At 64.4% G+C, this 18018-nt stretch carries 20 protein-coding genes; 16 read left to right on the top strand and 4 right to left on the bottom strand.

Features of this window, described 5'->3' with window-relative positions:
- The first annotated feature begins 72 nt into the window (after positions 1–72).
- Together MF134_RS07180 and MF134_RS07175 are read left to right on the top strand one after the other, a co-directional pair.
- Positions 73–525: a DUF2231 domain-containing protein gene (locus tag MF134_RS07180; protein ID WP_255338745.1), complete on the top strand. Its 453-nt coding sequence runs from the start codon at positions 73–75 to the stop codon at positions 523–525.
- Positions 518–2224, top strand: coding sequence for a PQQ-dependent sugar dehydrogenase (locus MF134_RS07175; RefSeq protein WP_255338744.1), 1707 nt, complete (start codon positions 518–520; stop codon positions 2222–2224). The genes MF134_RS07180 and MF134_RS07175 overlap by 8 nt, the downstream gene beginning before the upstream one ends.
- 138 nt (positions 2225–2362) lie before the next feature.
- On the opposite strand, the gene MF134_RS07170 is transcribed toward MF134_RS07175, so the two are convergent.
- From MF134_RS07170 to MF134_RS07160, 3 genes are read right to left on the bottom strand one after another with little or no spacing between them, the layout of a single operon-like run.
- Positions 2363–3094 (bottom strand): sulfotransferase-like domain-containing protein, encoded by a 732-nt coding sequence (locus MF134_RS07170; RefSeq protein WP_255338743.1) that lies wholly within the window; start codon positions 3092–3094, stop codon positions 2363–2365.
- Positions 3095–3125: 31 nt separating this feature from the next.
- A complete protein-coding gene (locus MF134_RS07165; RefSeq protein WP_304363655.1) occupies positions 3126–3692 on the bottom strand; it encodes a CoA-binding protein in 567 nt (188 codons plus the stop codon).
- Positions 3689–4510, bottom strand: a complete 822-nt coding sequence (locus MF134_RS07160; protein ID WP_255338742.1) for an enoyl-CoA hydratase — start codon at positions 4508–4510, stop codon at positions 3689–3691. The genes MF134_RS07165 and MF134_RS07160 overlap by 4 nt, the downstream gene beginning before the upstream one ends.
- 153 nt (positions 4511–4663) lie before the next feature.
- On the opposite strand from MF134_RS07160, the gene MF134_RS07155 reads away from it, so the two are divergent.
- The 14 genes from MF134_RS07155 (at position 4664) to MF134_RS07090 (ending at position 16755) form a co-directional block, all read left to right on the top strand.
- Positions 4664–5089 carry a PaaI family thioesterase gene (locus tag MF134_RS07155; RefSeq protein WP_255338741.1) on the top strand — a complete coding sequence of 142 codons (426 nt, stop codon included), beginning with the start codon at positions 4664–4666 and terminating at the stop codon, positions 5087–5089.
- A 241-nt stretch (positions 5090–5330) separates the two neighbouring features.
- Entirely contained in the window at positions 5331–5741 is a 411-nt protein-coding gene (locus tag MF134_RS07150; protein WP_255338740.1) for a four-helix bundle copper-binding protein, read from the top strand.
- Positions 5742–6025: 284 nt separating this feature from the next.
- Positions 6026–6490 (top strand): 50S ribosomal protein L13, encoded by a 465-nt coding sequence (rplM, locus tag MF134_RS07145; protein WP_255338739.1) that lies wholly within the window; start codon positions 6026–6028, stop codon positions 6488–6490.
- Positions 6490–6975, top strand: a complete 486-nt coding sequence (gene rpsI, locus MF134_RS07140; RefSeq protein WP_255338738.1) for a 30S ribosomal protein S9 — start codon at positions 6490–6492, stop codon at positions 6973–6975. The genes rplM and rpsI overlap by 1 nt, the downstream gene beginning before the upstream one ends.
- A 203-nt stretch (positions 6976–7178) precedes the next feature.
- Entirely contained in the window at positions 7179–7394 is a 216-nt protein-coding gene (locus MF134_RS07135) for a hypothetical protein (RefSeq protein WP_255338737.1), read from the top strand.
- 646 nt (positions 7395–8040) lie between these two features.
- Positions 8041–8475, top strand: coding sequence for a hypothetical protein (locus tag MF134_RS07130; RefSeq protein ID WP_255338736.1), 435 nt, complete (start codon positions 8041–8043; stop codon positions 8473–8475).
- Positions 8476–8798: 323 nt separating this feature from the next.
- A complete protein-coding gene (locus MF134_RS07125) occupies positions 8799–9434 on the top strand; it encodes a LysE family translocator (protein WP_255338735.1) in 636 nt (211 codons plus the stop codon).
- 177 nt (positions 9435–9611) lie between these two features.
- Positions 9612–10607: an ABC transporter ATP-binding protein gene (locus MF134_RS07120; RefSeq protein ID WP_255338734.1), complete on the top strand. Its 996-nt coding sequence runs from the start codon at positions 9612–9614 to the stop codon at positions 10605–10607.
- A 100-nt stretch (positions 10608–10707) separates the two neighbouring features.
- Positions 10708–11997 (top strand): ABC transporter substrate-binding protein, encoded by a 1290-nt coding sequence (locus MF134_RS07115; RefSeq protein WP_255338733.1) that lies wholly within the window; start codon positions 10708–10710, stop codon positions 11995–11997.
- A gap of 4 nt (positions 11998–12001) precedes the next feature.
- Positions 12002–12964 carry an ABC transporter permease gene (locus MF134_RS07110; protein WP_457589954.1) on the top strand — a complete coding sequence of 321 codons (963 nt, stop codon included), beginning with the start codon at positions 12002–12004 and terminating at the stop codon, positions 12962–12964.
- 2 nt (positions 12965–12966) lie between these two features.
- A complete protein-coding gene (locus tag MF134_RS07105) occupies positions 12967–13869 on the top strand; it encodes an ABC transporter permease (RefSeq protein WP_255338732.1) in 903 nt (300 codons plus the stop codon).
- A 9-nt stretch (positions 13870–13878) separates the two neighbouring features.
- On the top strand, positions 13879–14628 hold the full coding sequence (locus tag MF134_RS07100) for an aspartate/glutamate racemase family protein (protein ID WP_255338731.1): 750 nt from the start codon (positions 13879–13881) through the stop codon (positions 14626–14628).
- A 2-nt stretch (positions 14629–14630) separates the two neighbouring features.
- A complete protein-coding gene (locus MF134_RS07095) occupies positions 14631–15494 on the top strand; it encodes a GNAT family N-acetyltransferase (protein WP_255338976.1) in 864 nt (287 codons plus the stop codon).
- Positions 15495–15510: 16 nt separating this feature from the next.
- On the top strand, positions 15511–16755 hold the full coding sequence (locus MF134_RS07090) for an amidohydrolase family protein (RefSeq protein WP_255338730.1): 1245 nt from the start codon (positions 15511–15513) through the stop codon (positions 16753–16755).
- 75 nt (positions 16756–16830) lie between these two features.
- Here the strand turns inward: MF134_RS07090 and MF134_RS07085 are convergent, their stop codons facing one another.
- The gene (locus tag MF134_RS07085; protein WP_255338729.1) at positions 16831–18003 is read right to left on the bottom strand and encodes an amidase; all 1173 of its coding nucleotides are present in this window, start codon (positions 18001–18003) and stop codon (positions 16831–16833) included.
- Positions 18004–18018: the final 15 nt, after the last annotated feature.

Below are 18018 nucleotides of genomic sequence, written 5' to 3'. Positions count from 1 at the left end.
TTCCCGCCCGGAGGAACAAGACCTTCCACCGGGCATTCCCCGAACATTCAACGTTCCTGACCGAGGCGCCTGATGGCTTCATCCCTTGCCCGTGTCGGCCCGCTGGGCCGGCATCCGATCCATGCCTTTCTCATGTCCTTCCCCGTCGTCTGCTTCATCGTCACGATGGGCACCGACATCACCTATTGGCAGACCGGCAGTCTCTTCTGGCAGAGCATGTCAGCCTGGCTTCTCCTCGCCGGGCAGTTCATCGGGGCGCTCGCCGCGCTCGCCGGCCTGATCGACATCCTCGCACGGCCGGCGCTTCGGGCGCGAAAGATGATCTCGACCTATGTGATCGCGGTCATCGTGATGTTCGTTCTCGCCTTCCTCAACAGTCTCGTTCATGCCCGTGACGGCTGGACCGGCGTCGTCCCCGACGGCCTGATCCTGTCGCTCCTGACCCTCATTGCCGCTGTGGTCGTGGCGTGGGCCGGTCACAGCATCGACTACCGCCGCCATTCCGGAGAGATCATCTATGCCTAGTCGCCGCTCGTCCCTTTCGAAGGCCGCGCTGACCGGAGTGTGCATCCTTCCCCTGGCCCTTGCCGGTTGCGGCGACGGACAGGATTTCGACATTTCCGAGCAGATCGGCGCCGATCCGGTCCTGCCCGAGCCGACCAATGCCCTCATCCCCGCCATGAAGGTGGCGGAGGTGATCGGCTGGAGCGAAGGGCAGACGCCGACGGTGGCCGATGGCCTCACCGTCACGGCCTACGCCCAGAATCTCGGCAACCCCCGCACCGTTCACACGCTGCCCAATGGCGACGTCCTCGTCATCCAGTCCCGTGGCCCCTCGGGCGAGCCGGCGACGCGGCCGAAGGACCTCATTCGCGGCTGGATCATGGCGATGGCCCATGGTGGCGGCGGACCGCAGATCGAAAGCAATCGCATCACGCTCCTTCGCGACACGAACCGGGACGGCGAGGTCGACGAGCGGAGTGATCTGCTGACCGACCTCGATTCCCCGTTCGGCGTCGCCTGGATCGACGGCACGCTCTACGTCGCCGCCACGGATGCGATCCTCGCCTATCCCTATGAGCTGGGACAGAGCGAGATCACGGCCGAGCCGACCATCCTCACTCCCCTGCCCGGTGGTCCGATCAACCACCACTGGACCAAGGACCTCGCCCTCAGCCCGGATGGCCAATACCTCTACGCTTCGGTCGGCTCGAACTCGAACATCCTCGAAAACGGGCTCGAAGCTGAAAAGGGTCGCGCCGCGATCTGGCAGGTCGACCGCGAGACCGGCGCCTCCCGCGTCTTCGCCTCAGGTCTGCGCAATCCCAACGGGCTGACCTTTCATCCGGAAACGGAGACGCTCTGGACGGTCGTGAACGAGCGTGACGAACTTGGCCCCAATCTCGTGCCGGACTACATGACCTCTGTCGAGGAAGGTGCGTTCTATGGCTGGCCGTGGAGCTACTATGGCGACCATGTGGACGAGCGAGTCTACCCGCCCCGCCCGGACATGGTCGAGAAGGCGATCGCACCGGATTACGCGCTTTCCAGCCACGTCGCCGCGCTGGGCCTGACCTTCTCATATGATTCAGCCATGCCCAATGAGTTCGCCAATGGCGCCTTCATCGGCGAACACGGAAGCTGGAACCGCAACTTCTTCAACGGCTACAAGGTCATCTATGTGCCGTTCGAGAATGGCGAACCGGCCGGCAAGCCGACCGACGTCGTAACCGGCTTCATTAATGGCGATCAGGCGTATGGCCGTCCGGTGGGCGTCGGAATCGACGGTACAGGCGCGCTGCTGGTTGCCGACGATGCCGGCAACACGGTCTGGCGCGTCGCGCCTTCTGACGGTTCGACGACCGACGAGCCCATCGGCACGGACCGCGTCGCCGCCTCATCGAGCACCAGAGAGACGAATGCCAGCGGAGGTGCAGAACGGTCGAGCTTGAACGAATCGATTGGTGAAGAGTCGCAAAGCGCCACCGCGCCGGGTGTGGTCACGCCAGACGCCTCAAATGGTGACAGCGCGGCGGCGGGTGAATCGTCGTCGGGCGACGACGCCGATCAGAGCGCCTCGACCGATGAGGCTTCAACCGGCGGGCAGTCGCAGGCCGCTGGTAGGGAAACCTCATCGCCCGAACCGTCACAGACGACGATCGCGCCCGGCGTTCTGCCGGAAGGAACGGTCGATCCGGGTTCGTCGGAGTCACAGCAGCAATAGGTAACTGTCGAACGAGCTTGCCGGGCGGGGAAGCCAGACAAGCGCTCTCGCACTCGGCAGTAGATCTGATGCATACGCTTGAGTATGATTGCTCGCTGGCGGCCGCCATGCCTGCAAAGTCTGAAGTCGGGCTGACGTCTACCGCCCCTTCAGCCTCAGCGCATGAAGCGCCTCGTAGTCTTCCCGGCAGGCATCGGCGACAGCCTGATGTTCAGGCGAGAGCTCCGGAACCCGCCCCGGCGGGTCGGCGAAAGTCGTCGAATCGTTGACGCGGGCGTACCAGTGCGCGCCCCAGACCCCGTCCTCCGGATGCGGCCCCTTCTTCCAAGTCAGCATCGCTTCGGTCCAGGGAATGTCGAGTGCGCCGCAGAGCGCCGACAGAATGCCGGCCGGGTCGGCCAAGACGTCGTCCGCGTCGATGACCGGCGGTGTCCGACCCGTGCGCTTGGCCTCCGCCTCGAAATAACGGCGCATCCGGGCATAGCCCAGAAGCTCCGGCCGCCGCAGTTCGTTCTTCGCCGCATAGCTTGCCACCACCCGCTCCGGCCGGCGGATCAGGAAGGCATGGCGATGCTCCGGCATGTCCTCGATCGAGACCGGGCCGATCATGTGGTGCGGCATGTGCTTCTGGTACCAGATCGGCTTGTCGCCCGGCACCGGGCCGCGCATCGTCTCCAAGACGGAGTGCCAATCGCAATCGGCTGCCGCAATCGTCTCGTCGGCCATGGGCTGACGCTCGCCGCTCTCTTTCAGAAACGCACCGAAGAACGGCTCGTCCGAGACCGCCGTATCCGGGCGGGCGCCAAAGGAGCGCATCATCGCCGTCGAGATGTTGCGCGGACCCGACCACATGGCGATCCGGATGGTCATCGGAATTCCTCCAAAGGCGCTGAGACGGGCCTCAATCCATGCGCCGGGTGTTCAGCCCGAAGCTCTGATAGCCCTTGCCGAGCTTCGGCTTCTTCGACGAGAGCACCCGCGAATTCACGCCGTTCCAGCCGATCTCGCCGGAGAGCCGGCCATATTCGATTTTCGGGCAGCGATCCATGATCACGGTCATGCCGGCCGCCTCGGCCTTCGCCGCCGCCTCGTCATGGCGCACGGTGAGTTGCATCCAGATCACCCGGGGCAGCGGATCGAGGGACAAGGCCTCCTCGACGATGCCCGGCACCGCGTCGGAGCCACGGAACACGTCGACCATGTCGATCGGCTCCGGCACGCTCTTCAGATCGGCATAGACGGTCTGGCCGAGGATTTCCTTTCCCGCCAGACCTGGATTGATCGGGATGACCCGAAACCCCTTCGCCAGCATGTATTTCAGAACGAAATAGGACGGCCGGATCTCCTTGGCGCTGGCGCCCACCATGGCGACGGTCTTCACCTCGGACAGGATCTTGCGAATCGACGCGTCGGAATAGACGAGCGGCGCCGGGCTAGCGCTCGCTTCGGTCGAAGTCTGAACACTCATTCGTGGGTCCATTCGGGCTTGCGCTTGCCGAGAAAGGCGCCGATGCCTTCTTCTGCGTCCTTGGCCAGCATGTTGTCGACCATCACCCGCGCGGCATAGTCGTAGGCATCCGAGAGCCCCATCTCCGCCTGGGCGTAGAAGGCCTCCTTGCCGGTCTTGACGGTCATCGCCGATTTCGAAGCGATGGTGGTCGCGTATTTGCCGACGACCGTGCCGAGATATTCCGGCGGCACGACGCGGTTGACGAGGCCGAATTCGCGGGCCGAACGCGCGTCGATCGTCTCGCCGGTGAGCAGCATCTCCATCGCGTGCTTGCGCGAGAGATTGCGCGACAGCGCGACCATCGGCGTCGAGCAGAACAGGCCGATATTGACGCCCGGCGTACAGAACTGCGCCTCCTCCGAGGCGATGGCAAGATCGCATGAGGCGACAAGCTGGCAGCCGGCCGCCGTCGCCAGCCCGTTCACCTCGGCGATCACCGGGCAGCGATGGCGCACGATCGCCTGCATCACAGCCGCGCATCTGGTCATCGTCGTCTCGAAGAAGGCCCTCCCCCGATCGTCGTCGCTGCGGTGCGCCGTCAGTTCCTTCAGATCATGACCCGCGGAGAACAGCTTGCCGTTCGCGGCAAGCACGATGACCCGGCAATCCTTGTCTTCCGCAGCATCGGACAGCGCCGCCATCAGCGCATCCATCATCGCCAGCGAGAGCGCATTGGCCGGGGGACTGGACAGGGCGATCCGCGTGATGCCGGGCGCCTTCTGCACTTCAATGGGGTGGGTTTCCGACTGGGTACTCAGTTCAACGATTTCGGCCATGGGTTCTCCCAGCCCTCTGAAAATTCTTGCGGAGGACCGCCCGGAGCTGAGCCGATGCCGTCCGTGTCCCCGACGTTTCAACTTTTCCAAAACATAAGGCAGGATAGAACGATCCGCTATGCCCGACACGCCGGAAGGACGAATGCGAACCCTATGCAGCCCGTGATGTCGCTTGAGGACCTGCGCTCATTTCTCACTGAGGAATTTCCCCAAGTGATGGGACCGGAAGGTGGGTTCGTCGTTTCGTCGCTGGACCCCGGCGGCGCAACGATGCAGCTCGAGGCCACCGAACGACACCTGAGACCCGGAGGCACGGTCTCCGGTCCCAGCCTCTTCGCCTTGGCGGACGTCTCCGCCTATGTAGCGATCCTCGCCCATATCGGCCCCGTGGCACTCGCCGTCACCACGAACATGTCGATCAACTTCCTGCTCAAGCCGCCGCCCGGCCCCCTCCTCGCCAGAGCGTCGATCCTCAAGCTCGGTAAGCGGCTGGCCGTGGTCGAGGTCTCGGTCGCAGGCGAGAGCGATGGCGTCACCGTCTGTCACGCGGTGGCGACCTACTCAATTCCACCACGCTGACATCACCCGGAACCGCGAGGAGAGCGAAGAACCGAGCCCGGCAGCGAGGCGCTGGTCAAGGCAGGCTGTTCGCCCATCCCTCCTCAACGGTCCCGTGCCATAGACGTTGGCGCAACCGCTGCGGCCCTCCAGCGGCCAGACCGTCGGCTGACAGCCTGGCACGCTTAGGCGGCTCGGCTTTTTGCATGAAACGCGCCCGCCCTTCCCGTCTTTGACCCTCTATCAATGACAGGAGGATTTCATGAGCATCCACGAGATGATTTCAACGCACCCGCACGTTGCCGGGCACACCAACGATCCGCTGACCAAGGCCATCGCGGCCTGCTACGAATGTGCTGAGACCTGCACCAGTTGCGCCGACGCCTGCCTCGGCGAAAAGCCCGACATGCTGCCGAACCTGACCCAGTGCATTCGTCTCAACAGCGACTGCGCCGACATCTGCAACGCCGCCGGCCGGATCGCCACGCGTCGGACCGGATCCAACGAAGCGCTGATCAAATCCGTCCTGGCAGCCTGCGCCGAGGCCGCCCAGCGCTGCGGCGACGAATGCGGCAAGCATGCCGAAATGCATGAGCACTGCCGCATCTGCGCCGAAGCCTGCCGTCGCTGCGTCGCTGCCTGCAACGAAGCGGTCGGGACAATCTCGGCGTAAACGACTGCCGCCGAAGGCGACGGATACCCGGCCCTGCCGTGCTCAGTCGCCTTCGCCCCGAACCCGAAAAACACACGGTATTATGGTACCTCTATGCCGCAATCCCCTGTGTTGCAGGGGATGAAGACGAGACGAGCGCGACGCTTTTGCGTTGACAGCCCAACCGGTTCGCCTTAAGGAACCGCCCAGAAGAGCGGCCACCCGTTTTCGTGATGGCTGCCCTTTTTGTATGGCGGCCGCGCTTGGCTTGCCTCAAGAACGAAATCAACATCCAGGGGCAACCCATGAAGACCTTCTCGCAAAAGACCGAGACGGTGGAGAAGAAGTGGATTCTGATCGACGCCGAAGGGCTCGTCGTCGGCCGCCTCGCCTCGATCGTCGCGCTGCGCCTTCGCGGCAAGCACAAGGCCACCTTCACCCCGCATGTCGATGATGGCGACAACATCATCATCATCAATGCCGACAAGGTGGCGCTGACCGGCAAGAAATACTGGAACAAGACCTATTACTGGCACACCGGCTATGCCGGCGGCATCAAGGAGCGCAAGGCGCGCGACATTCTCGAAGGCCGATTCCCGGAGCGTGTCGTTGAGAAGGCCGTCGAGCGCATGCTGCCGCGTGGTCCGCTCGGCCGTCGCCAGTTGAAGAACCTGCGCGTCTATGCCGGTTCTGAGCATCCGCACCAGGCGCAGAACCCCGAAACGCTCGATGTCCGGGCGCTGAACTCCAAGAATGCGAGGGCCGCATAATGTCCCAGCTCTCTTCCCTCGAAGAACTCGGCTCCGCGAACGTCACGCCGGCGCCGCAGCAGCCGGACGCTCCGGTCCACGTCCAGAAGCTCGACCAGTACGGCCGCGCCTATGCCACCGGCAAGCGCAAGGACGCCGTCGCCCGCGTCTGGGTGAAGCCCGGCTCCGGCAAGATCACCGTCAACGACAAGGACTTCACCGCCTATTTCGCGCGGCCGGTCCTGCAGATGGTGCTGCGTCAGCCGATCGTCGCGACCAATCGCGACGGCCAGTTCGACATCGTCGCCACCGTTGTCGGCGGGGGCCTGTCCGGCCAGGCGGGCGCGGTGCGCCACGGCATCTCCAAGGCGCTGACCTATTACGAGCCGGGCCTGCGCTCGGTCCTCAAGAAGGGCGGCTTCCTGACCCGCGACTCGCGTACCGTCGAGCGTAAGAAGTACGGCAAGGCCAAGGCCCGCCGCTCCTTCCAGTTCTCCAAGCGCTAAGCGCTCCGGCGAACTCATCCGATACGAAACGATCCGAACCGCCGGGCGCCACGCTCGGCGGTTTTTCTTTGCGCATTTGCCCGCCTCCACATCCCGAGCAACGGAACGAAGCCCCGCGATCGCGGTTTTCCTCCTGACGACATCGAAGCCGTTTCCACCCAGAACGGGTGACGAAACGCGATGATTTCAAAGGGAATCCCGTGATGAGCAACGCTCCGGACAAATTCGACAATCAGCAGAACCGCGCCGACGAGCAGGACCGTGATCAGGACATGTCCTATCGCCAGAATGCGCCGAAGGCCCGCCCGAGCAACGACAACCCCTTCGACCGCCCCGGCAGCGTCGACCCCCAGGGCGGCGAGATCGAGCGCCGGCCCGCAGAGGCGATCGAAGAGGGCGAAGAGGCTGACGATCGGTAAGGGTCCGGGGGCATCGTATGGGTCGTCAGTTTACGGCACCATCGCTTCCGCAACGCCGCTTGATGGAAGTCCTGCATGAGCCGAAGCCTGCCGCTTCCTCGGACCTTTGGGCCTAGGATGACCAGAAGTGCAGGCGATCGATGGAAGCCGCAGAGTGGGAATGCTCTGCGGCTTCACGCATTTGTGGTGTCGGCCGACGCCGGGACCATGCGTGTCGGTTTTATCAATCTCGCATGTTGGTGAATTGGCGCCTTCGCTTTCCGGCTGTACCTTGACGTATCAGAAACTATCGATGGGCGGCCCGGGCGATGGTATCGAGATTGTCTCATGCGCTTTCGCTGGCATTGTCGATGGTGCTCATCCTCCCCGTCCTTGCGGTCGCGGACCCCGTGCAAGATGCACAGGACTACGTTGTCCAGCAGACGAAGGCCAAGAACAACGTTCTGGGCAAAGGCTGCAGCAGCCTCAGCACGAAGAACGGCAAGAATGTCTGTTTCCTGACGGATTTCCCGACCGTCGCGCTCGTCGGCAATTCCAATCTGCGCAAGGCGAACGACGTGTGGGAGGAATACGATACGCTGGTTCAGCTCGCGCAGTGGAATGTTGGGGTGGCCGCCGTCGGCTCGAAATTCATCAAGCCCTTGCCGTGCAGCGCCAGGGATTCAAAGTTCTCCTGCGGGGGTTCACGGAGCAGAAGCTCACGGGTCAGGAGATCTACTGGGCAGCCTATCAGCCGGATCTCATCGACGGCAAGACGGTCCGGCAATGTAATGACGTCACCTATCGCGCCAAGGTTGAGACCGCCTATTCTCACGTGACTGTGGCGGGCCGATCCACCCTGCACAGCTTCGTCCACGGCCATGATGAAAACTGGCGCGAGGAGATGTCCGGGGATGTGACCTCGATGGGGCAAGTCTTTGCAAAGTATCAGGCTGCCGTCATCGACCTTCAGGCCTTTGTCGCCGACGATGGAAACATGAGCGTGTTCGATGCCCAGGGTCTGAGCAAGGCCCTGGACTTCTATGTCTGCTGGGCCAACGTTCTGGTCATCTTCGGCGATCTGATCGCCGATGACGAGTAGCAGCCGCCGTGGTTTGTTCTATCCGCGGCTTTGCTTGGGCGCATAAGAAAGCCCCCTCGATTGAGCGCTCTCGCGATTTCAGAGCAGTCCCCGGGGCTGCATCACCAAACAAAGTGGACCGGGATCGACGATAATACATTGCCCCGTTGACGTTCATCGCTTTTCATCTCGCGCCGACCGATACTCTGAATTGCGACGGTGTACGTCGCTTCAGTCGCATGCCTTCGCATCGATGAGTGCATTCGCTCTGGATGGGAGCTGGACAATCTTCCGGTCTTATGGATGGCTCGCGGTTCCCTGCGACCAGAACGGAAGATGCCTCCATGCCCGTCGATCCCTCCGTTTTCGCCGGCTTCGTTCTGGCCTCCCTGATCCTCGTTGCCATTCCAGGGCCGACGGTCGCCATGGTCGTCGGCCAGGCGCTATCTCATGGGAGGACCGTGGCGATGGCGAGCGTGCTGGGGGTCGGCCTCGGCGATCTGATTGCGGCATCCCTGTCGCTTGCGGGGGTTGGCGCATTGCTCGCGGCTTCCGCGACCGCCTTCGCCGTCCTCAAATGGCTCGGCGCGGCCTATCTCGTGTATCTCGGCATCAAGCTCTGGCGTTCGCCGCCCAGCCCGACGAAGGTCTCCGCGGCCAAGGCAGGTGACAGGCGCCCGGCCCACATCTTTCGGGACGCCTTCCTGGTCACCCTGTTCAACCCGAAGGGCCTGGTCTTCTTTGCAGCCTTCGTTCCGCAGTTCGTCGTCGCCGACCTGCCCTATCTGCCTCAGGCGATCGTCTACGTCCTGACTTTCGTCTTGATCGGTATCGTCAATGCCGCCTTCTACGCCCGCCTTGCCACGAGTGCGCGCGCGCTCCTGACGAGGCCGCAGGCGCTGCGGATGGTTGGGCGTGCGGGTGGCGTCTTCCTGATCGGGGCTGGAATGGCGTCAGCCCTGGCACGTCGACCCGGCTGACGCCTCAAATGCGGCCTGTATGCATAAAAATCGCGCATACTGCACTTTTCATGTGCGAAAGCTGAGCCATTCTTTTCCTCACTTCACTTGAGAAACCCCCAGATCGCCGCACCAAGGCGGTTGGCATGGTCATTGCATTTGACGCGGCAGACAGTGTCGACAGTTGAAGAGCATCCCTTGCCGAACAAAGCAGCCGATCTGGAACTCGCCGCAGTCACCAAGGCCTATGGGGAAACCGTCGCGGTCGATCGCGTGTCCCTGAAGATCCCGGCCGGCACCTATTGCTGCCTGCTCGGCCCGTCGGGCTGCGGAAAATCCTCGACGCTCAGGATGATCGCCGGCCACGAATTCATCTCGGATGGCGACGTGGTGATCGGCGAATCCGTCGTCAACGATCTGCCGCCGGCCAAGCGTGGCACGGCGATGATGTTCCAGAACTATGCGCTGTTTCCCCATCTCAGCGTCCGCGAGAACGTCGCCTTTTCCCTGAAGATGGCCGGCGTCGACAAGGCAGAACGGCTGTCGCGCGCCGACGAGATGCTCGACCTCGTCGACATGGCGAAATATGGCGACCGGCTCCCGGCCCAGCTTTCCGGCGGCCAGCAGCAGCGTGTGGCGCTCGCCCGGGCGCTTGTCACTAACCCCACCGTGCTTCTTCTCGACGAGCCGCTTTCCGCACTCGATCCTTTCCTGCGCGTGCGCATGCGCGCCGAACTGAAGCGCTATCAGCGCGAGTTCGGCATCTCCTTCATCCACGTCACCCACAGCCAGGAAGAGGCGATGGCCCTCGCCGACATGGTGGTGGTGATGAATGACGGCCGCATCGAACAGGTCGGCAGTCCGCGTGAAGTCTTCAACGAACCGCGCACCGTCTTCGTCGCCAAGTTCATGGGCGGCCACAACGTCGTGCCGGACGGCGGCAAGAGCTATGCCGTCAGGGCCGACCGAATTCGCCTCGCCCGCGAAGCCAACGAGAACGTCAAGGGCGAAACGGCAGAAGTCACCGACGTCGAGTATCAGGGCATGACGGTACATGTCGCGCTCAAGCGCGGCGACGGCACCGAGCTCCTCGCTACCCTGTCCGAAAGCGATTTCGACCGCGCACCCGTCGCGGTCGGCGACCGGGTCGTCGTCCATTGGCAGCCCACCGACCGGCACGAACTCGCCGCCTGAGACATCACGGAGCGTCCGGCCGGGCGCAGGACTGCGCCGCAGCCCCCGGCAACGCTCCCTTCAAGTTCAACCCCAGCCGAAGAAACCACGGAGGACCAACATGACAGATTCCCGCATCAAGCCGGCCGGCGTGTCGCGCCGGACGATCCTGAAGGGATCGGCAGCCCTTGCGGGCGTGGCGGCGGCCGGGAAGCTCTCGGCCTTTCCGACGCCCGCGATCGCCCAGGAGCCGGTGACGCTGCGCTACCTCTCCACCGCCGTGAACCAGTCCCCGGCCATCGCCGAAAAGGCAGGCGAGGAACTCGGCATCAACATCGAATACATCGCGGTCACGACCGACGACGTCGCCAAGCGCGTGATCACCCAGCCGAACTCCTTCGATCTGGTGGACACGGAATACTTCGCCCTGCCGAAGCTCCTGCCGTCCGGCAACATCATGGGTCTCGACGCCTCGAAGATCAAACTCTCCGACAAGATCGCGTCCGTCATCCGCAACGGCACGGTCGACGGCAAGAAGGTCGGCCTCGACGGCACCGCGCCCTCCGAGGTGCTCTATCTGCCGGCCGAGCAGGCGACGGAGTTCGCCGGCGAGGAGACCGGCTTCCTCACCCTGATCCCGACCACCTACAACGCCGACACTCTGGGCATCCGCCCGGACCTGATCGACGGCGAGGTGTCGAGCTGGGCCTCCCTCCTCGACCCGAAATTCGCCGGCAAGGCCGCGATCCTCAACATCCCGTCGATCGGCATCATGGACGCCGCCATGGCGATCGAGGCGCGCGGCGACATGACATATGGCGACAAGGGCAACATGACCCGCGAGGAGATCGACGCCACGATCGCCGCGCTGATTGAAGCCAAGAACAACGGCCAGTTCCGTGCCTTCTGGACCGACTTCAACGAGAGCGTCAATCTGATGGCCTCCGGCGAGGTCGTGATCCAGTCCATGTGGTCGCCGGCCGTCACCGCCGTGCGCACGCAGGGCATTCCCTGCAAGTACCAACCGCTGAAGGAAGGCTATCGCGCCTGGGCTTCCGGCTTCGGCCTGCCGGTGACCATCGCCGACCGAGAAAAGGACGCGGCCTACGAGTTCATCAACTGGTTCCTCTCCGGCTGGGCCGGCGCGCATCTGGCCAAGCAGGGCTACTACCCGGCCGTGCTCGAGACCACCAAGGAAGCCATGGAACCCTATGAATGGGCCTACTGGTTCGAGGGCCAGCCGGCGGAACAGGACATCCACGCGCCCGACGGCAAGCTCCTAGAAGAGGCCGGCGCCGTTCGCGATGGCGGCTCCTACGACGAGCGCATGGGCGCCGTCGCCTGCTGGAACGCCGTCATGGACGAGAACATCTACATGATCCGCAAGTGGAACGAGTTCATTGCCGCCTGAGGTCATGACCGACACGATGGACGCTCCCGCACGAACGGGGGCGTCCAACGCCGAAAAGGGTGCGTCGCGCGCGACGGACAAGCAGCGCACGAGTTGGACCGCCTGGTGGGTCGCCTATGCCCAGGCGGCGCCGATGGCGCTCGTCTTCCTCCTGTTCTTCATCCTGCCGCTGCTCGCGACCTTCGTCGTCTCGTTCTGGAACTACACCGAATATTCGATCGAGCCGGCCTTCGTCACGACGAACTACCAGGACGTCTTCTATGGCTGCGTCGCCAGGCTGCCCGGCCTCTGCACGACCTTCGCGACCTATCTCTCGACCCTGAAATTCGTGGCCATCGTCTGGGCGGCGACGCTCGCGATCGGCTTCACCATCGCCTATTTCCTGGCCTTCCATGTGCGCACCTTGCCCATGCAGATCGCGCTGTTCATGGTCTGCACGATCCCGTTCTGGACCTCGAACGTGATCCGCATGATCTCGTGGATCCCGCTTCTCGGCCGCAACGGCCTCGTCAACGAGATCCTGCTCTCCGTCGGCCTGATCTCTTCGCCCCTCGAATGGCTGCTCTATTCGGACTTCGCCGTCGCGCTCGCGCTCGTCCATCTCTACACGCTCTTCATGGTGGTCCCGATCTTCAACTCGATGATGCGCATCGACCGCTCGCTCATCGAAGCCGCCTATGATGGCGGCGCCTCGGGCTGGCAGACGCTGACCAACGTCATCATTCCGCTGGTGAAGCCCGGCATTCTCATCGGCTCGATCTTTGTCGTCACCATCGTCACCGGCGACTATCTGACCATCGGCATCATGGGCGGCCAGCAGATCGCCTCGGTCGGCAAGGTCATCCAGACCCAGATCAACTTCCTGCAGTTCCCGATCGCGGCCGCCAACGCGATCGTGCTTCTCGCCGTGGTGCTCCTCACCATCTGGGGCATGCTGCGGCTGGTCGACATCCGCAAGGAGCTTTGAGGATGGCCGCCAAGACCGTCGCCCGCGAGGAGAAACGCCCGCGCTCCTTCTATGCGCTGGCCCTCTTCTTCGCGCTCTTCGTCGTCTTTCTCTACGGACCGGTCGTCACGATCCTGACCCTGTCGTTCCAGGGCCCGTCGGGCGGGCTGACCTTCCCGATGAACGGCTTCTCCTTCTACTGGTTCGAGCGTCTCTGGGGCGGCGGCGGCACCGTCGATATCGGCACCGCCTTCCGCCGCTCCTTCGCGCTCGGACTGACGGTGATGGTGCTGACGGTCGTCATCTCGGTGTCGGCCGGGCTCGCCTTCCGCAAGAAGTTCTTCGGCTCGACTGCACTCTTCTACGTCGCCATCGCCAGCCTCATCGTGCCGTCGATCGTCGTTTCGCTCGGCATCGCCCTGGAGTTCCGCATCGTCGACGACGTCTTGCGGCCGGCGCTGGCCTCGATCGGCCTCGTCTCGCCGCGCGGCAACTCGCTCGGCCTGTTTACTTCCGGCCTCGGCGCCCATCTCTCCTGGACGCTGCCCTTCGGCCTGTTGATCATGTTCGCGGTCTTCAACCGGCTCGACAAGAGCTATGAGGAGGCCGCGCGCGACCTCGGCGCCTCCAACTGGCAGAGCTTTCGGTATGTGATCCTGCCGATGATCGCGCCGTTCCTGATCGGCATCGCGCTTTTCGGCTTCACCCTCTCCTGGGACGAGATCGCACGCTCCAGCCAGACCATGGGCTCGACCAACACCCTGCCCCTCGAACTCGCCGCGCTGACGACGACGGTGACGACCCCGGAGATCTACGCGCTCGGAACCTCCGTGACCGCGGTTTCGTTCACGGTGATCTTCGGGACGCTCGCCGCGTTTTTCCTTTTGCAGCGCCGGCGGCGCCGCCGCGCCATGACGGAGGACTGAGATCCGCTGATGCGGCTATCGATCGTCAACCCGAACTCGACCCGTTCCATGACGGACGCGATCGCGCTCGCCGCCCGTCAGGCCGCCGCGCGCGGGACGGAAATCCTCGCCTATCAGAACGATGCCGGTCCGGTCTCCATCGAAGGCCATGTGGACGGAGTGCTTGCCGTGCCGGGCCTCCTCCACGCGCTTTCGATCGCCGAGCGCGACGGCGCGGATGCACACATCATCGCCTGTTTCGACGACACGGGCCTCGAAGCCGCCCGATCGGTACTCACCGGGCCGGTCATCGGCATCGGCGAGGCCGCCGCCCGGATGGCGAGCCTCGTCGCACGGCGCTTCGGCGTGATCACGACGCTCGCTGTCTCGGTGCCGATCCTCGAAGACAATCTCGTGCGCGCCGGGCTCGCCTCCCTGTGCACCGGCGTGCGCGCCTCGGAACTTCCCGTGCTCGCGCTCGAAGACGACCCCAAGGCGGCGGACGCCAGGATTTCAGACGAGATCGCAAAGGCCATTTCCGAAGACGGAGCCGAGGCGATCGTTCTCGGCTGCGCCGGCATGGCCGCCTTCGCGGAACGCCTCTCGGAGCGGCACGGCGTCCCCGTCGTCGAGGGCGTCTCGGCCGCGGTGAAGCTCATGGAAGGCGCGGTCTCTCTGGGCCTGAAGACATCGAAGCGCGGGGGCTACGCCCGACCCCGCCCGAAGGAACGCGGCTTCGCCGAGCCCGAAAGCGCGCCGATCGCGGAAGCGGGCTCGTGACCATGGCGCCGGCTCCCGAAGGCAAGTTGGCCATCCGGCCGATGTCGCCTGAAGAGATGGAGATTGCCGTCGAATGGGCGGCGGAGGAAGGCTGGAATCCCGGGCTGGAGGACGCAAAGGCATTTCGCGCCGCCGACCCGGACGGTTTTCTGATGGCGCTTCTGGACGGTGAGCCTGCGGCCTCGATCTCGGTGGTCGCCTATGGCGAGCACCAGGGCTTTCTCGGCTTTTACATCGTGAGGCCCGGGCTGCGCGGTCGGGGGATCGGCTGGGCGCTCTGGCAGGCCGGCATCGCCCGGCTTGGCGACCGCTCCATTGGGCTCGATGGCGTCGTCGACCAGCAGGCGAACTACGCCAAATCCGGCTTCGTATTCCAGCATCGAAACATCCGCTATCAGGGCGCGCTGACGACAAAAGCCGAGCTTTCAGGGCCCGGCCGCCCGATCACGGACGACGACTTCGATGCGCTGGCACGATTCGATGCCGCGCATTTCGGGGTGGACCGCACGACCTTCCTTCGCACCTGGCTGTCCGCCGAAGGTCATGTCGCGAAGATCGTCGACGGGCCTGACGGCGCCCCGAAGGGTTACGGGGTCATCCGCCCCTGTCGCGTGGGCTTCAAGATCGGACCGCTCTTTGCCGACACCCCGGAATCGGCCGCAGACCTTTTCGCCGCGTTGATCCGCGCAGTCCCGCCGGGCGAGTCCGTCACCCTCGACGTGCCGGAGCCGAACGCTGCCGCGATCGATCTCGCCACGCGAAACGGCCTGTCGCCGGTTTTCGAAACCGCCCGCATGGTTCGCGGCACACCTCCCCATTTGCCGCTCGATCGGATATTCGGCGTGACGAGCTTCGAACTCGGCTGAACGGGCGGCTTGCGCGATGTTCGACTTCATCCTTCGCAACGCCCGGATCGACGGGCGCGACCGCCCCGTCGACATCGGCGTCAGGGAGGGATCAGTCGCCGCCATCGAAGGGGCGCTTCCCGAAGGACCCCCAGATCGTTCGGCCGAAGGCCGCTTCGTCTGCACCGGCCTTGTCGAAACTCATATCCATCTCGACAAGGCCGGCATCCTCGACCGCTGCCCGATTTGCGAAGGCACGCTGAAGGAAGCGGTGACGCTGACCGCCGCCGCCAAGGCGGATTTCGGCGAGGAGGACGTATATCGCCGCGCCGAATCCGTTCTTCGCCAGGCGATCGTCAACGGCACGATGGTCATGCGCAGCTTTGTCGAGACCGATCCCCGCGTGGACCTGCGGTCCTTCGACGCCCTCCTCCAGTTGAAGCGCGACTATGCCGCGTCGATGGACCTCGATCTCTGCGCCTTCGCCCAGGAAGGTCTGACGCAGGAGATGGCGACTTGCGATCTGCTGGTGTCGGCCCTCGAAAAGGGCGCCACCAGTGTCGGCGGCTGCCCCTACACCGATCCCGATCCGGTTCGCCACATCGCTCTCATCCTCGATCTTGCCGAACGCTTCGGCGTGCCGGCTGACTTCCATATCGACTTCGACCTCGATCCCGAAAACTCCGACCTGCCAGCCCTGATCAAGGCAGTCGAAGCGCGCGGACTGCAAGGCCGCGTCAGCGTCGGCCACGCCACCAAGCTCTCCGCCATGAGGCCGGATCGGTTCGGCGAACTCGCCGATCGCCTGGCTGCGGCCGGCATCGGCGTCGTCGTCCTGCCAGCGACCGACCTCTATCTGAACGGCCGCGACGCAGATCATCTCGTGCCGCGCGGCGTGACGCGGGCCCACTTCCTCGCGAAGAAGGGCGTACGCACGGCGCTCGCCACGAACAATGTCCTCAACCCTTTCACGCCCTATGGCGACGCTTCGCTGATCCGGATGGCCAATCTCTACGCCAATGTCGCGCAACTAGGATCGGACGCAGATCTGGAACTTGCCTTCGCAATGATCTCAGACGGCGCAGCAGCGGTTTTGGGACGAGAACGGCTGTCGGCGCCCGAGGTCGGACAGCCAGCCGATCTGCTGATCCTCGATGCCGAAAACGCAATCGACGCCGTTCGCCGCATTGCCACGCCGATCGCGGGCTACAAACGCAGCGTGCAGACCTTCGAAAGACCGCTGCCGTCCATCCTGGGCAACGTCCAGACACGTTCAGAGTAACGCCAGTCCCACCTTGCGGCGCGTTCCCTCGTGGCACATGTCATGCGACGGGCCGCGCACGCGAGAATGCCGTGCTCAGTGGGCGAACATGCTCCCCGCCAGCCGCACCAGCGAAACATCGCTGCCGCGCGGGCCAATCAGCGACACGCCATATGGCGCCCCGCCCACCTTTCCGGCCGGCATGACCAACTGCGGCAGGCCGGCAAGACCTGCGACGGAAAGCAGCTTCATCGCATCGTGCCGGAACGCCTCGAGCACGGCCGGTGGCGCATCGCGATGGAACGGCGCGTCATGGACCGGCGGCACCAGCAGCACGCCATCGGTGCCAAGGAGTGCGTTCATCGCCGCGCGAAACGGTCCGCGCACCGCGTTGCCGGCCGCCTCGTCTGCCTCTGTGAGTCTCGCGGCAAAGGCCGCCCGATCCGCGATCCCGCCGAGCAGCGGCATGCCGGAGGCCTGAATGAAGGGCACGACCGTCCGCTTCGCCTCATGGGACTGGAGGATCCGGAAGGTCTCATAGAGCCGGTCTGAACCGCCGACCGGATAGACGGTCACATCCTGCGTCTCGATCCCCTCGCAAGCCGCCTCGTAGACCGCCCGCTGCTCCGCGCCCAGCCGCGCAATCATGTCGACCGGCCGAAGGAATCGAACGGATGTCGGCAAAGGCGTCCGATCCTCCCCGACCAGCACGGAAGCGCTCTTCAGCAGCGTCTCGGGGTCGCGGGTGAGGATCCCGCAGGTGTCGAGACTCGGCGCCAGCGGCATGCAGCGTTCGAGCGACACGCGGCCATGGGTCGGCCGGATTCCCCACAGGCCGCAGAAGCTCGCCGGCGCGCGGATCGAGCCGCCGGTATCGCTGCCGATGCCGATATCGATCAGACCCGCCGCGACTGCGGCCGCCGAACCGGAGGACGAACCACCGGGAATGCGGTCCGGCGCGGCACTATTGATCGGCGTGCCGAAATGCGCGTTCAACCCATAGAGCGACCAGGCTAGCTCGTCCGTATGGGTCTTGCCGACGAAGCGGGCGCCGGCGTCGAGGAGCAGCTGAACCGCCGGTGCGGTCTCGTACGCGACCTCGCTCTGTGCCAACCAGAGCGGACAGCCGCAGCCGGTGCGGTATCCCTTGACGTCGAAGAGGTCCTTGATGCCGAGGGTCAGGCCGGCGAGCGGGCCGTCGGCCGCACTCTCCACCTCGACCGGCGGATAGGGCAGGAAGGCATTCACCGGGTCCTTCGGAAGAAGCATGGATCGGACCCTTTC

It is taken from the genome of Jiella marina (genome assembly GCF_024359545.1).
GTDB lineage: Bacteria > Pseudomonadota > Alphaproteobacteria > Rhizobiales > Rhizobiaceae > Jiella.
This window is presented reverse-complemented; position numbering and strand designations above follow the sequence as displayed.